Below are 14,276 nucleotides of genomic sequence, written 5' to 3' on the forward strand. Positions count from 1 at the left end.
TCAGGATTCCTTCCGCAGGCCGCGCAGCTGGACGGCGTAGGCGATGATCATCGTGATCACACCCATGACGATGGCGACCGTGGCCGAGTAGTTGAACTTCTGTCCGGCAAACGACAGCGAGTAGGCGTAGAGGTTTGGCGTGAAGTAGGACGTGATCGCATTCGGCGCCAGGCTCTTGAGGACGCTCGGCTCGTTGAACAGCTGGAAACTGCCGATGATCGAGAAGATCGTCGCGATCGACAGAGCCCCGCGCAGCGCCGGGAGCTTGATCGCCCAGATGATCCGCAGCTGCCCGGCCCCGTCCATCTCCGCGGCCTCGTACAGCGCCGGATCGACCACCCTCAGCGCCGAGTAGAGGATCAGCATGTTGTAGCCCACGAACTGCCAGGTCACGATGTTGCCGATCGACGCGAGGACCAGATCGGGCGACAGCGGGTCGGGAAGCGAGATCCCGAACGCCTCATTGATGTTGCCGACCAGGCCGAACCGGGTTCCGTACATGAAGCCCCACATCAGCGTTGCGACGACGGCCGGCACCGCGTAAGGCAGGAACACCGAGATCCGGAAGAAGCCCGCCCCGTACAGGCGGCCGCTGTCGATCGCCAGGGCCAGCAGAAGCGCGAGGAGCAACATGATCGGGACCTGCACGGCCAGGAAGACCGCCACCCGCCCGAAGGCGGACCAGAACTGCGCGTCCCCCAGCACCTCGGTGTAGTTGTCGGCACCGACGAAGGCCGTTCCGCCGATCAGCCGGGTACGGAACAGGCTCAGGTAGATCGAGTAGCCGATCGGTGCGAGGAAGACCAGCGCAAACACCGCCACGAACGGCCCGACGAACCGCCAGCCGACCCATGACCGCCGTCTCGAGGCCGATGGCCTCCTGGCACCTAGAACCCCTGCCTGTGGTGCTGCGACCACCGCTTCACTCCTTGCTGCGCGAACGCTGACCACACTGCGTGGTCACGTGAACATCGAGTCCGGCTCAGCGCACCGATCCGAACCTTGTTCACGTGACCATTCAGCCCGCAGACGGTTGGTCACGTGAACATGATGCGGTAGCGTGGCACCCGTCACAGTGGGAGGTCAAGGTTTCTCGCACGTTAAAACTTCCGTCCGAGCCTTCAGCGGACGGCGACGAGTGGACAGACAGGGTGAAGGCTCGATGGACCTGAGTGAGCTGGGACAGCAGGATCCTGGTCCTGCGGTGGGTGCACAGCAAGTCGGTTCGGCCGTACCGGGCGGGCGCCACAGGCAGCACGTCACGAGGGCCGACGTCGCCGCGCTTGCCGGCGTTTCACGTCAGACCGTGTCCAGGGTCGCCAACGGCCATCCCAGCGTGATCGGGTCGACCCGGGAGCGAGTGCAGGCTGCGATGCGGGAACTGGGCTACCGGCCCAACAGTGCCGCGCGCGCCCTCAGGTACGGGCAGTTCAAGACCATCGGCGTGATCCTCCACAGCCTCTCCGCCACCGGCCACAGCGACACCGTGCAAGCGATCGCGGCCCAGGCCGCGGCCGAGGGATACGCGATCACGGTGATCCCCGTCGATATTCCGACCCAGGACAGCGTGCTGGGCGCCTTCACCCGGATGGGCGAACTGGCCGTCGACGCAGTCATCGTCTTCATCGAGGTCCACCTGCTTGACGCGGGAACCGTGAAGCTGCCGCCCGGCGTGCGCGTGGTCGTCGTGGACTCCGCCGCCGGAGACCGCTATCGCGTGGTCGATACCGACCAGGCCGGCGGCACCCGAGAGGCCATCAGCCACCTGCTGGAACTCGGACATGAGACCGTCTGGCACGTGACCGGTCCGGAGACGTCGTACGCAAGCCAGCGCCGAGCCCAGACATGGCAGACCGTGCTCGAGGAAGCCGGACGGCCTGTGCCACCGCCCCTGCACGGCGACTGGACCGCCGAATCGGGCTACGCGGCCGGCCTCGAACTCGCACAAGAGCCGGACTGCACCGCGGTGTTTGCCTCCAACGACCAGATGGCACTCGGTCTCCTGCACGCCTTCCAAGAACGAGGCAAGGCCGTCCCAGGCGACATCAGCGTGGTCGGCTTCGACGACCTCCCCGATGCCGCCCACTTCGCCCCGCCCCTGACCACCGTCCACCAGGACTTCGCCGAGGTGGGCCGGAAAAGTGCCCAGGAGGTCTTGCGGCAGATCCACGAACACGACGTCCCCCGATCCGGCACGGACATCGTTCCCACCCGCCTGGTGGTCAGAAGCAGCACGGCGCCGCCGCCCCTGAAGCGGTAAGGGCGGGTGGCTGTTGGCTTGCCGAACTTGAGGACGGCGTTTCAGCTGGTCAAGCTTGGGGTCGGTGATTCCGTGGGAGCTGTGGCCTGTCGTGTTGTCGCTCGCCGGGAGGCCTCGAATGCCGTCGGGGTCGGGCTACTGGAAACAGTACGAGTTCGCCGCTCGCCGTCGAGTCGACGGGCTGCGTGAGGAGGCTGCCGTATCCAGGCCGAGCTGGCCGCGGCCGAGCTGCAAGATCGGAAAGACAACAGCTACTTAGCCCGTGTAACCGGTCGCCCATGCCTCGGGCGCGCCGATCAGCGGCACGCTCTGCAACTCAGCAGCGACAACAGGGCAGTCGGCGGGACTTCCGCAGGGACAGGTCTCCGCAACCCAGGCCAGCAACCTCCGAGGTTCGTGGTCGCGGGCCAGGCGTCGGTGGTGTGCGAATGGCTGCGAGGTGGAGTGCGGCCTGGTAGGCGCGACGGCAGCCTGCTGCGGGCAGCCGCGCCTGCCCGCAGTCCGTCCCGCTCTCCGCCGCTCCCGCTCCCACCCCGATCGCCGGTCCGCGGCACCCTGCCCGCCGTCGTAGACGGTCTGGCCCGAGGCGGTCATCAGGGTGGCCCCGCGCCGCCATTCGGTGTGCCGGGCCGCCCACACCTGGGCTGAGCACTCGGGCTCGCTCTCGTACGGCTGGCGGGCGCAGTCGCCGGCTGCGGGTGTGGCTATGCCCGAGCGAGGGTCTGCAGACGGCTGAGCAGGTTGTGCGCGGTTGGGGTGCGGTGTGTGTGGAGGGGGCGATCAGGTAGTTGCTCGGAAGCCCTTGCGTGAAGTGATACGTCCGAGGTGGCGCACGGTCATCGACAAGGGGTCATCGACAAGGGCCCTCCCTAGAGAGTCGGGAAGATGACGACGAAGAACAGCCACAGCAGCGCGGCCCAGAAGAACGCCGCCACCATCGACACGAGCAGGGAGCTGCGCCACTTGAGGACCAGGAAAGGGAAGAGGAACAGGGCTGCCCAGTGGCCGGCTACGTCGATGGACAGGCGGGCGGCTTCATTGAGGCTTTGTGCCTGCCCGGAAACGATGCGCCGAAGCAGCCGCTGGGAGACGAAACCGTACAGGCCGAAGACGATCGGGAAGAACCACAGCGGTGTGTAGGCGACCAGCTCGGACTCCGAGAACTCGTCGAACATGACGCCGTAGATCAGTCCGGCTCCCATGGTGCCGCCGATCAGAGCGGTCACATAGAGGGCGGTGAGCGCGATCGGCTCGGTGGCACCGGACGGCACAGGAACCGGCGAAGCGTAGGGAACGTCGGGCGGCGGGACCCGTACCACCTGGTGGCAGTGGGGACACCGGACGTCCAGCCCCGCGCGCTCGGCCGAAGCCGAGATCACGTGCCCGCACGAAGCATGGAACTGGACCTGCTGACCTGGGTTCATGTGCTCCCCCTTGGTGCCGCTTGAAAGCCGCTCGACGCCGGTGGCATACCGAGGGCTAGGAGCGGACGTTACTGGAGGCGAAGACGACGAACGGAATCCTCCGGTTCCCTTGGTACGTGTTCTAAGCCCCGGTCACTTCGAGCGGTTTCGTGCGGGTGCTCGCGGTTGCGTGCGGTGATCCCGAAGGCGTGAGTATCAGGAGCGAGCACCCGGTGAGCGCAGATCAGATCCATCGGGCCTGGTGGCCTTGGCGCCGAGCTGATACTCGATCCGAAGTTGTGGCCGGAGGGGCCGCAGGAGAAGGACCGTCGGCGACTGATGGGTGTCCTGCTGGCCAAGACCGGCCGGAGATCACGGCCGCGGTCCGCTAGGGAACGACCAGGACGAAGCCGAAGTGCTGCTCCGATGCCCGAGATACCGCACCCGTGGGACAAGCGGGTCAAGTGCCAGACGGACGATCCGGAAGGCAGGCACATCGTCACTCGCTACGGGAACTCGGAACTGGGCTGGCACCACTTCACCGGCCGCCACAACATCAACAAGTGCTCCTCCCTGGACGCGGCCCTCCACGACCATGTGGACCGGGACGACCGCCACGGGCACCTGGAGTACGACGGGGTCGCCTTCGAGACAGGCGTCCCGAGGCCGCGGCAGGTGAAGTTCACGGTGGTCGTGCAGTACACGGGCAAGACCACGGACGGCCGCTATGATGCCGGTCCCGGTCAGAAGATCGGCGTCATCACGGCGTACTGCCACAAACCAACCGGGGAACACGTGTCCGGCATGGGCCAAGATGTGAATTCCCCCGAACCAGACATCGAGCTGGCGGCCACGGGTCGTCTGCTCGATCTCGTGCGCTCCTTCGTCACCACGCACGTGTCGTGGAAGCCGCTTTTAATCGGCGCGGTCATCAAGGGCGACGACCGCATGCGCCTCTATTTCCGTTCACCTGAGCGGGACCGCACATACGGTGTGGACGTGCTGATCAGCCATACGGGTCCTGGCCTGCTCGGCTCTCTGGTTTCCCCAGCGTTCTTGGCGAACGAGCATCTGCATCAGCCTTCCGACGATCCACACTGCGATGTGATGGTGGATCTCACCGACTACTGACGTAAGAAGTAGGGGGCCATCAGCCGTTGGCGTGCGCCGGTTTCCGCGGCCCGTTGGGGGTGGGGCCTTTCCGCGCGAGGCGCCGTGAACCGTTCCGCCTCGTCCTCGACGTTCGCCAGGGTCCGGTGGACCGTGTCCGACGCCGTCTTCGGACTGCGGTGTTCCTTCGGCCAGCGGGAGGCCACCCACCTCGTGGTCTTCACCGTGGCGACCGACAGCCCGATGTCGTCGGCCAGACGCTTCATCGAGGCCTCGACCGTCCACTCCGGCTCCGCCACGAGCCCGCCCCGCTGCCGCATTGGCTCGATCTCCAGCGCGCGGTCACCGATCGTGACTGCATCGCTCACGCGCACGGGAACGCTTCTGATCACGGCCGGTGCCGGCATGGCTGGAGGGCAGGGGCGGGCAGCCGGAAGGCTGCTGCCACCGGCAGATACTCGACGGGTTCGCTACCTCCTCGACAAAGCATCAAGTGGCGTGCGATCCCTGCCGACTTCCCGGCCTGGGACCGGGTCTACGCGTTCATCCGCCGCTGGCGCCGCAGGGCCTGGCAGCCGAGGACGCCAGGCTGAGCCGACGGCCGCGATCATCGACTCGCAGTCCCTGATGGCCACGGACACGGTCGGCGTCGACTCACGCGTCTGGGACGCGGGCAAGAAGGTCGGCGCACCAAACGACACCTGGCAGTGGACTCCCCGGGGCCTGCTCCCGGTCGTGGCGGTCACCTCGGCGTCGGTGTGGGGACGCGACGCTGCCGCGCCTCTGCTCGAAACAGCTCCATGCCCTTCACCGAAATATCGCTCTCGTGTGGGCCGACAGCTGTGATGCCGGCTGGCTCGTCGACTGGGCCACCCTCAGCGAGGCTTCCGGCGGTAGACCGCAGCAGGGCTGTCAATGGGTGCGTTGGTGGCATCGGGTGGGCGTCAGCCGGGTCGTGGCGGGTTTCCCTGCTCTCACCCCGCGGTGGTTGTGATCATGGCTGCCATGGGGTGACCAGGCTGCTGCCATGAGCTGCCCAACTGACGGTGGGCGGTTGGTGGTGGTCAAGGATCCGTGAGCGCTGACGCCGCTCACGAGGCCGCACGCGTCCTGGCCGGCTCGCGGCCAGCCGTTGTTCAGCGCGGGCTCGGGGTGGTGGCGAGGCGGTAGGCACCTCACGAAGCCAAGCCGTCAAGCCGCCCTGTGGCGAGCTGCTGGGCCTGTCCGCCAGGCCGGCTCACGTGGCCGTCCGGTCGACACCCCGTTCGGGGAGGGAGAGGATGGATGGAGTGGCGCCTTCCGATCAGTCCGGCGCCACAGCGGCGCCACAGCCGTACATTCGTTGTCGCGCTGTGGCTGGAGGGACCACTCCCGGAGCGCTGGCGCGGCGACTTGCCCCCGTGTGTCCGCGGCGCCCTCCACTCATCGCGAGGGAGGAGACCCATCATGGCCCGGCGCATCCGACGCAATGCCATCATCTCGCTCGTCGCCTCATCGTTGGTTCTGGGGGCCACGGTCGTCCTAACGCCTGCCGCCACCGCGACACCCGCTCTGGGGACCTACACCGTCGAGACCGAGGGCAACGGGACGCAGCCGCTGAGCGTCAGGGGCAGCATCAAGCCGCGGACGGGCGACGGCCCGCTCGAGGTCACCGAGGAGGGGCGGGGCATCGTCCTGCGCATACCTCTCGAAGGCGGCGGTCGGCTCGTAGTCGAACTGATCCTGGACGAGGCCGGTGCCCTCGCCGACGCACTCGAGAACGTCCTCAACGACGGTGAATCCACTCAGCTGCTGAGCGTCAGGGCCAGCATAAGGCCGCGGACGGGCGACGGCCCGCTCGAGGTCACCGAGGAGGGGCGGGGCATCGTCCTGCGCATACCTCTCGAAGGCGGCGGTCGGCTCGTAGTCGAACTGACCCCGGAGGAGGCCGGTGTCCTCACCGACGCACTCAAGAAGGTCGTCGGCTGATGTCGTTGGTCAGTGAGACTGAGAAGTAGTTGTCGTACCGCGGAGTTCGTCTGGCGGTCGAACGTGGATTCCCGGTCGGGTGATCTTCCGGTGGGCGGGGCATGAAGGCAGCCTCCCGAACAGCTCGCGTGGGTGTCGAATCCATGAAGCGTCGAAGCGTCAGGAGGCCCTGTGCCGCAATCTTGCGCGCTGTTGCCTGCGGAGTCCAACTCGGCTGCCCCATCGTGTGATTGCCTCGCCCACGTGTACAGGAACGCGGCCGACCATGATGGTTGGGCGGGGCGGGGATGGTTGGGCGGGGCGGGCGGCCGGAGGGCTACTGCCACCGGCAGACGGAGGTCTGCTCGGCCAGACGGAGGTCTGCTCGTCGGCCGGCTCCGCGACCAGCCACCGTGGCTGGGCCGACCCACCGTCAGCGCATGGGGCCGCGGTCTGGGCCCGACTTGCCGGGGCGGCCGGAGATCGTGGTGCCTGGAGGGGGAACTTGAGGTGGGAAGGGCGAGCCGACTGGGCGTGCCAGGAGTGTGCGGTCGTGCCCATTCCAGTCTGCGCTCGATGTCTTCGAGGGACAACCAGAGGCGTCCCGGGCATGGCCGCGGTCCCGGATCCCGACCTGGGCTGTGCAACCGGTCAAACCCCCACGGCAGCAACATCCCGAAGGGAGCAGAATGGGAAGGAAGAGGTCCGGGCGACCAGGACTGATGGACGCCGGACCGGCTCCGTGCTGCGGATGCGGCACTGGCCCCCTGGCCGCGGGAGCTGCTGTGCGCAAGCTCCGACCACCACCTCCTCGGAGTGACGCACCGTATCCCTGAGGCCGGTGTGGGGCCGGTGTGAGGGCGCGGGACAGCGGTGGCGCTCACTCCGGCCTCGTCTCGGACGAGGGCCGCGGAGGGCAGGCCCACCCCGCCGTGCGGTGCAGCCACGACTTCTCATGCCCACCGTGCCAAGCGAAAGGACGGGTTGCCATGGCATTCCGCTCTCCCCGATTCAGCGGTGACCCGACGCTGGAGGCCTGTCTGACGGGCACGCACAGGATGCGCCAGCCCGAGCAGGGCCTGGGCGTCAAGCGAGTCCAGGAAGGCCTGCTCGCACTCGGCCGCGCGGTCGGACCGGACGGGGCCGACGGCAAGTTCGGCCAGAACACGGGCGCCGCGGTCTCCGCCTACAAGGCCGACTCCGGTCTCCAGCCCACCGACCCGGTCGTCGGAACGGGTACCGCCTCGGCGCTGGACGCCGATCTGTTCGTCGATCCGCCGACGCTGGACCCGGCCTTCAAGGAGTTCAGCCCGGCCGTGGCGCACCGAAGGGTCGAGCCGTTCGTCGGATTCGAACTCGCCACACTCATCGGCAGCCCACTGAACTCGTGGCGGCACATGGTCGGACGGTTCGCGCTGGGAAAGCTCGACTCGGGCGACTTGCTCGGCATCGTGGCGAAGAGTCGCAGCGACGACCTGCGCGGCACCTACCTCACCGTCGCCGCGCCCATACAGAGCGGGCAGAGCGCGGAACAGCTCTTCGACGACACGGTCGCGACCCTCGGCGACGCCTCGGCGGTCACCTTGAACTTCGACACCCCCGCGGGCTCGACATCCGACCTCATCCTGCTGGGGGACCATGTCATCCTGGGTTGGGCGACCGTGCGCAGGCCGGGTGTTGGCCGCGCGCCGAGCACCTTGCGGGCGGACCTGTTCCACGAGCTGAACCACGTACGCAACACGTTCAACGGGCAAGCGCTACGCCGAACTCCCGACAGCGACACAGACACATACATCGACACAGCTCTCGCGCAGACGAGTTCTGCGCTCGGCGGACCGACCGCCGAGGTCATGGCGGAGTTCGTCGAGGAAATGTCCTCCAGGCACATGGAGTGGATCGCGGTCCAGGAGACGCTGGGCAATCCGACGGCTCCACGATTTCTCCAGCCGGAGTCGTTCGTAGAGGCGGTGCGGTTCTATGTCGAGGAGACCAGGTTGTTCCACGGCAATGGCTATGTCCCGGGGATCCTCGCTCAAGGGGAGTCGGTGACGATGCTCCAGATCGCCCTTTGGCTGCGGCGTTGTCAGGAGATGGAATTCAGTGACGACAAGGAAGAGGACGTGCGTACCAGCACCCTGTTCGGCGACGCTGCGGCGGTCTCCGAACAACACGCTGCATCACCGCCCCCCGTCCGGGTGCCGGCGGACGGGTTGAGCCCGCTGCCCAGGGACTTCGTCCTCCCGGAGTAGGCCCGCGCCCGACGTGCCGACGCCGACGCCGATACCTGCTGCTGACGAGCTCGCGCTCGGCGGGCGGTGAGACGGCCGGGGCCGGTGAACGTCGATCCCCTGTCGGGAGCAGCCGGCGACCGGGTCGAATGGTTTTATGTCGTCCCCGCGGGTGCGGAGCGGACCCCAGGCCGAGCGGCGCACCGGCAGGGCGGGCTGCGTGCAGCTCAAGGCAGTCAGGCGCGAAGTCCCAGACAAGAAGCCGGAGAACGCCCGCCGCTATCTCATTCCGTTGCCAGAGGCGGTTGTTGAGCTCATGAGCCTGCTTGCGCTCAGTGGCAGCGACCGCTGAGCGGCTTCTCTTGATCCTTCTCGGCGGCAACGGCGGTTGCGGAGGCGAGCGTCGCAGCCGCGAGGCTGCCCCAGAGGGCGGCCGGACCGAGCGGTGCGAGAGCGGTGATGACCGCCGGGGAGACGGCGAGGCCGAAGCCCGTGGAGAGCTCGAAGCGGGCGAGGGTGCGCCCCAGGACGTGGGCCGGGGCGAGTGCGGTGACGAGCGCGGTGGCGCTGCCGGCGTAGATGATCTCGCCGATCGTGCACACCACGGACACTGTGGCGACGGCCGGAGCACCCCAGCCGTGACCCAGCGAGGTGGCCACGAGGAAGCCGAGGTAGGACACGGCCAGCACCGTGCCGGAAAAGGCCAGCACGGCCCGCCGGGGGAAGCGGGACATGAAGACGGTGACCGGCACCTGCAGGGTGACGACCAGCACAGTGTTGGCCACGAAGATGGCTGCCGACCACACCGGGGACGCATGCAACTGTGTCACCAGGACCAGGGGGAGCGCGATCTCGGGGACGTTGAGGCAGAAGGCGTAGACCACGTTGGCGGCAAGCAGCGCGCGCATCCGGGGTGTGGGAGCCCCGTCCTCGGCCGGGGCGGCGGCCGGATGCGCGTGCAGGCGGACCGACCACGCAAGGGCCGCTGCGGTGACGTAGGCGAGCCCGGTGACGGCTGCCAGTGCTTGCAGTGCGGTGGTGCCGCCCGCCATGCACGCGGTGGCGATGAGCGCGCCCACGCCCAGGGCGGCGTTGCGCAGGGCGCGGCCTCCCGCGAGCGCGGCGTCGCGTTCCCGGCCATGGGCGAGCGTGGCCACGACAGCCGCGTGGGCGGCCGGCCATGCCTGATTGCCGATGCCGAGAAAGAGCGCTGCCGCCGCGAACATCCCGGCGTGCCCCGCCGGGGCGGCCAGCAGCAGCGCCACCCCGAGCACCCGCACCAGCATCGACGCTGCCACGACCGTGCTGCGTGCGCCCCGGTCCAGCCATCGGCCCACCACCGGCATGCAGACCAGACCAGCGACGACACCAGCCGTCATGGCGATGCCGGTGGTCGGCCCCGACAGCCTCAGTACCATCACGCCGTACAGCAGCAGGAAGGGCCGCAGCAGGCCGGTGCCGAGCGCGTCCACGGCCAGGGCGACGGCATAACGGGGGCCTCCGGAGGCGCGGATGAGGGCTCGGGGCTGGATCCTGGTGATGGTTGCCATGGCGTCAGACGGTGCGTTCGGCCGCTGGGGCAGGGCACGTCGATTGACGCACATCGTCAATCGACGCCGTCGCCGGCCGTCCGTGCGGCGATGATGAGGTGATGGCGCTGAGGATCGACATCAGCAGTCTGCCGTCCGAGCGAGTGCGGTTCGCCGCCTCCCCGTTGGCCGAGCTGACCGCGATGCTGCACGTGCTTTCCGAACCCGGGCACCATCCGCAGTTCGCCGGCTGGGCAGCGGACGTCTGGGCCAGGCTGCGGCCGGAGCTGGCCGAGCGGCTCAGGGAGGCAGAGTTCCTCTGGCGTTCCTCACAGGCCGACTTCCTGATCCCCGCGCGGCCCCGGCCGACCCTCGCCGAGGAACTGGACGCCGTGGACCGGATCGACGACGAGACGTATGTGACCGCTGCGCTCATCACCACGTGCGGCAACAACCGGGTCCATTTCCCCGGGACGTCGCCGCTCACCGACGCGACCGCGCGCCAGCGCGCCCTGGACCTGGCCCAGGCCCGCGGCGCGCTGCAGGAGGCATTCGCGGAACGGCTGCTCACGGACCCGGCCGCGGTGCGGGCGCGGGTGCGCCACACTCTCGAAGAATGCGCCGATGCTTTCTTCGACACCGCCTGGGCGGACATCGCGGTGCAACTCGCCACCGATCTACGTCTGAAGAACGAACTGCTCAGGCGCCACGGCATCGGGGCGGCACTCGCCTCGGTCTCCGGCGCGGTCATCCTGTCACCGGACGGCGACTGCATCATCGTGGACAAGGTGCAGGACAAGGCGACCGCCGCCCGTACCGCCGGGGTCACCTTCATCCCCAGCGTCTATGGCCGCCCGCACCTGGTCGCGGTCCACGCGCCCGGGTGGCATCCCGTCCTGCAGTACCCCGTCGCCGAGCCGAGTCCGGCGGAGCCGGTCTCCCTGGAGACGGTCACGCTCCGGCTGGAGGCGCTCGCGCATCCGGTACGGCTGCGGCTGCTGCGTACGCTGGCCCGCGGCCCGCACACCACCAGCGAGCTGGCCCACGTCTGGGAGCTCTCATCCCCGGAGGTGTCCCGCCACCTCGCCGTCCTGCGCCGCGCGGGCCTGCTCACGGCTCGGCGGCACGGTCGTTACGTCCGCTACACCCTCAGCCTGCCCGATCTGACGGCGCTGGGCACCGACCTGCTGGCGGCCGTACTGCGCTGAACAGCCTCAGTCCGAGGCCTGCCCGAGGCCTGCCCGAGGTGTGCGGGAGCGGCTGGCGGACCACCTGGTGACGGCGGAGCTCAGTTGATATGCACCTGGCCCACTGCGAAGTGGCCTTCAGTGAGCTGACGGCGAGACGCAGACCCGACGCGCTCCACGCGGACCGCGGGCTACGACCACGACAAGTACTGTCGTCGCCTGCTCTGGGCCCGCGGTATCCGTCCGGTGACCGCCGAACCCGGCCAGGCACACGGATCCGGCCCCCGGGGCTTTCCGTTGGGTGGCCGAGAGGACGATCGCCGGGCTGCACGGCTTCCGCCGTCGCGGGATCCGCTGGGAACTGTTAGGCCGCTCGGGTGGACACCCGTCCCACTGCCCGTTCTCGACCGCCCATGACCGTCGAGGATGGGCACCGTGACACGAACCCCGCGGCACACCGGCCCCGACCCCTGGGAGTGCTACGGCACCCGCCGGGTCCGCGCCGACCAGGCCGGGGGGATGGACGGGACCTTCCGCTGGGACTGGTATCAGCGCAACGGGCCGGGTGCCGAACTCCTGGGCTCCCTGGACGGCCTGGTCGTCATCGAGGTGGGCGCCGGCACCGGTCGCCAGGCCGCGCACCTCGCCGGGATCAGCGCGGCCGCCGAGGTGACGGCGCTCGACTCGTCCCCCTCCATGCACGAGCGCTGTCGCCGGTCGTACAGCGACGTGCCGAGGCTGCGCACGGTCCTCGCCGAGGCCACCGGCCACCTCGCCGAGCGCCCTGGCGCCTTCGATCTCGTCTACAGCGTCTTCGGCGCCCTGGACTTCACCGATCCGCGACGCCTCCTCCCAGCGGTCGCCTCGAGCCTGCGCCCGGGCGGGTCGCTGGTGTTCTCCACCCTGGGCAACTATCGCAACGGCCATGCCCCCGAGAGCCGGGTCCGCTCCGCCCGGCTCCCCAGTGTGCTGGCCGACGGGACTCCGACGTCGCTGGAGCGGTGGGTCCTGGACCTCCCCGTGTGGGAGCGGCTGCTCACCCGGGCCGGCCTGGACGTCGTCGGCGTCCAGACGGTCCACGACCCCGGGCGCGGTGGCGGACCGCCGATGGCAACCCGCATCATCCGCGCCGCGCGGCCCGCCCTCCGGCACCGGTGATACGCCAAGTGGCAGGTATCGCCTACTGGAATCGGTTGACGTATTAGCACCGCCGCCAGCGGGGCCGGCGGTCCGCGTCCTACGGTCAGGGCGGTTCAGGGGGCACGTAGGAGTGAGGGTGAGGAAAGCACGTTGGCTGCCAAGAACGTCGGAACATCCATTCCAGAGCATCCGCTGCTGTGCGTCCTGCGGTCGCGCGGGACGAAGGCGAAGGCGTTCTGCGGCTACGTCGGGGCTGGGGACGGCGACGACCGCATCCAGCTGTACGCGAGCCTCTACGACCTGTCGCACAGCGTCGAGATCCCCCGGGCGGACGTCCTGCACGTCGAGGAGGCTCCGGCGCAGCTGCTGCCGTTCGGCGGGTCCGTGGTCTGGGTCAGATCCGATGCCACCGTCGTGCGGCGCCAGCAGGAGAACCTCGTCGAGGTCCGCGCCTCGGCCGCCGCCCAGGTGGCGGAGAGCCGACTGCGCATCACGCGGCGGCAGCACCTGGAGTTCGCGGAGGACTGCCACTCGCCCTGCCACCCCTGCCACAGCCCTTGCGGCAGCGGCAACTGCCACTCGCCCTGCCATGCACTGTTGCCGCAGGACCTGTCCGCGCCCGGGCGGGAGTAGGCCGTGCCTCTGAGCCTGCCGGCCGTCGAACGGTCCGCGGCCGTGGACCACCCGGCGCCATACCTCCTCGAGAAGCTGCTCAAGGAGCGGATCGTCGACTCGGCAGCCGAAGCAGAACTCCTCTTCCGCGAGGTCAAGCGGTACTGCGTGCTGGTGCACGAGCATCCCGAGCGGTCATGGCAGATGCACTCGCTCCGGGTCGACGAGGCATGGCACCAGTTCATCCTCTTCACCGTGCAGTACCAGGAATTCTGCGAGCGGTTCTTCGGCCGCTACGTCCATCACGCGCCGAGCAACGCGCCCGTCCCGGCGCCGCCCGCGGAGGGCTCCCCGCCGGAGCGGCCCACAGCCTCGTTCCCCGAGTTCAAGGACCGGTACGAGATCCTGTTCGGCCAAGAGTTGCCGGATGTCTGGTACGACGCCCGGACCCTGACGCCGCGACGTCGGCTCGTGAACGAGCGGGCGGGGCAGCTGGGTGTCCGGGTGGAGGGGAACGAAGTACATCTGCTCGCGCCGGACGGCGAGATCCTGATCAGCGTGAACGACCTCGCTTCCGAGGCACTGGAGTTCGTCGCCCGCACCGGCGCCTTCTACGTGCGCGAGCTGGCGGGCAACCTCAGTGACGACGAGAAGGTCGAGCTCGCCGCGGCCCTGGTGGAGGACGGGATCCTGCGGGCCGGCGGCTGACCCGTTCCGTCACCGGTTCAGCCGGGCGGAGCCGCGTCAGTCGGCGCTGGCTTACCTGCGGGGGCTGGTTGCGCCGCCGCAACGCAAGAACGGCTGGACATTGGCGGGGGAGGCCGGGCCCTGGGTGAGCCGCGTCGCATCGGGGCGGGCGA

At 69.0% G+C, this 14,276-nt stretch carries 12 protein-coding genes and 2 pseudogenes; 10 read left to right on the forward strand and 4 right to left on the reverse strand.

Going from position 1 to position 14,276, the window contains the following annotated elements:
• A complete protein-coding gene (locus ACZ6D7_RS18410; RefSeq protein WP_385790943.1) occupies nucleotides 1-918 on the reverse strand; it encodes a carbohydrate ABC transporter permease in 918 nt (305 codons plus the stop codon).
• A gap of 244 nt (nucleotides 919-1,162) precedes the next feature.
• Between ACZ6D7_RS18410 and ACZ6D7_RS18415 the strand changes: the two genes are divergently transcribed.
• Nucleotides 1,163-2,260, forward strand: a complete 1,098-nt coding sequence (locus ACZ6D7_RS18415; RefSeq protein WP_469491469.1) for a LacI family DNA-binding transcriptional regulator — start codon at nucleotides 1,163-1,165, stop codon at nucleotides 2,258-2,260.
• 869 nt (nucleotides 2,261-3,129) lie between these two features.
• Here ACZ6D7_RS18415 and ACZ6D7_RS18420 read toward each other — a convergent pair.
• Nucleotides 3,130-3,531 carry a hypothetical protein gene (locus ACZ6D7_RS18420; RefSeq protein ID WP_469491471.1) on the reverse strand — a complete coding sequence of 134 codons (402 nt, stop codon included), beginning with the start codon at nucleotides 3,529-3,531 and terminating at the stop codon, nucleotides 3,130-3,132.
• 558 nt (nucleotides 3,532-4,089) lie between these two features.
• On the opposite strand from ACZ6D7_RS18420, the gene ACZ6D7_RS18425 reads away from it, so the two are divergent.
• Nucleotides 4,090-4,794: a hypothetical protein gene (locus ACZ6D7_RS18425; protein WP_469491473.1), complete on the forward strand. Its 705-nt coding sequence runs from the start codon at nucleotides 4,090-4,092 to the stop codon at nucleotides 4,792-4,794.
• On the opposite strand, the gene ACZ6D7_RS18430 is transcribed toward ACZ6D7_RS18425, so the two are convergent.
• Complete coding sequence (locus ACZ6D7_RS18430) at nucleotides 4,788-5,141, reverse strand: DUF6192 family protein (RefSeq protein WP_469491475.1); 354 nt, start codon at nucleotides 5,139-5,141, stop codon at nucleotides 4,788-4,790. The two genes, ACZ6D7_RS18425 and ACZ6D7_RS18430, sit on opposite strands and share 7 nt — an antisense overlap.
• A gap of 1,228 nt (nucleotides 5,142-6,369) precedes the next feature.
• On the opposite strand from ACZ6D7_RS18430, the pseudogene ACZ6D7_RS18435 reads away from it, so the two are divergent.
• The 3 genes and pseudogenes from ACZ6D7_RS18435 to ACZ6D7_RS18445 all read left to right on the forward strand — a co-directional run.
• Nucleotides 6,370-6,540 (forward strand): annotated as a pseudogene (locus ACZ6D7_RS18435) (DUF3117 domain-containing protein); the annotation flags it as partial.
• 24 nt (nucleotides 6,541-6,564) lie between these two features.
• Nucleotides 6,565-6,741 (forward strand): DUF3117 domain-containing protein, encoded by a 177-nt coding sequence (locus tag ACZ6D7_RS18440; protein WP_469491566.1) that lies wholly within the window; start codon nucleotides 6,565-6,567, stop codon nucleotides 6,739-6,741.
• A 1,037-nt stretch (nucleotides 6,742-7,778) separates the two neighbouring features.
• Nucleotides 7,779-8,969 (forward strand): peptidoglycan-binding domain-containing protein, encoded by a 1,191-nt coding sequence (locus tag ACZ6D7_RS18445; RefSeq protein WP_469491477.1) that lies wholly within the window; start codon nucleotides 7,779-7,781, stop codon nucleotides 8,967-8,969.
• Nucleotides 8,970-9,280: 311 nt separating this feature from the next.
• On the opposite strand, the gene ACZ6D7_RS18450 is transcribed toward ACZ6D7_RS18445, so the two are convergent.
• Nucleotides 9,281-10,498, reverse strand: a complete 1,218-nt coding sequence (locus ACZ6D7_RS18450; RefSeq protein WP_469491479.1) for an MFS transporter — start codon at nucleotides 10,496-10,498, stop codon at nucleotides 9,281-9,283.
• A 101-nt stretch (nucleotides 10,499-10,599) separates the two neighbouring features.
• On the opposite strand from ACZ6D7_RS18450, the gene ACZ6D7_RS18455 reads away from it, so the two are divergent.
• The 5 genes and pseudogenes from ACZ6D7_RS18455 to ACZ6D7_RS18475 all read left to right on the forward strand — a co-directional run.
• Complete coding sequence (locus tag ACZ6D7_RS18455) at nucleotides 10,600-11,685, forward strand: DUF5937 family protein (RefSeq protein ID WP_469491481.1); 1,086 nt, start codon at nucleotides 10,600-10,602, stop codon at nucleotides 11,683-11,685.
• Between the two features lie 414 nt (nucleotides 11,686-12,099).
• Nucleotides 12,100-12,822, forward strand: coding sequence for a class I SAM-dependent methyltransferase (locus tag ACZ6D7_RS18460; protein WP_469491483.1), 723 nt, complete (start codon nucleotides 12,100-12,102; stop codon nucleotides 12,820-12,822).
• Nucleotides 12,823-12,954: 132 nt separating this feature from the next.
• Nucleotides 12,955-13,437 carry a hypothetical protein gene (locus ACZ6D7_RS18465; RefSeq protein ID WP_469491485.1) on the forward strand — a complete coding sequence of 161 codons (483 nt, stop codon included), beginning with the start codon at nucleotides 12,955-12,957 and terminating at the stop codon, nucleotides 13,435-13,437.
• A gap of 3 nt (nucleotides 13,438-13,440) precedes the next feature.
• Nucleotides 13,441-14,124 (forward strand): glycine-rich domain-containing protein, encoded by a 684-nt coding sequence (locus tag ACZ6D7_RS18470; RefSeq protein WP_469491486.1) that lies wholly within the window; start codon nucleotides 13,441-13,443, stop codon nucleotides 14,122-14,124.
• 4 nt (nucleotides 14,125-14,128) lie between these two features.
• Nucleotides 14,129-14,242 (forward strand): annotated as a pseudogene (locus ACZ6D7_RS18475) (IS701 family transposase); the annotation flags it as partial.
• Nucleotides 14,243-14,276 lie beyond the last annotated feature (34 nt).

It is taken from the genome of Streptomyces sp. NPDC041784, from assembly GCF_055591025.1.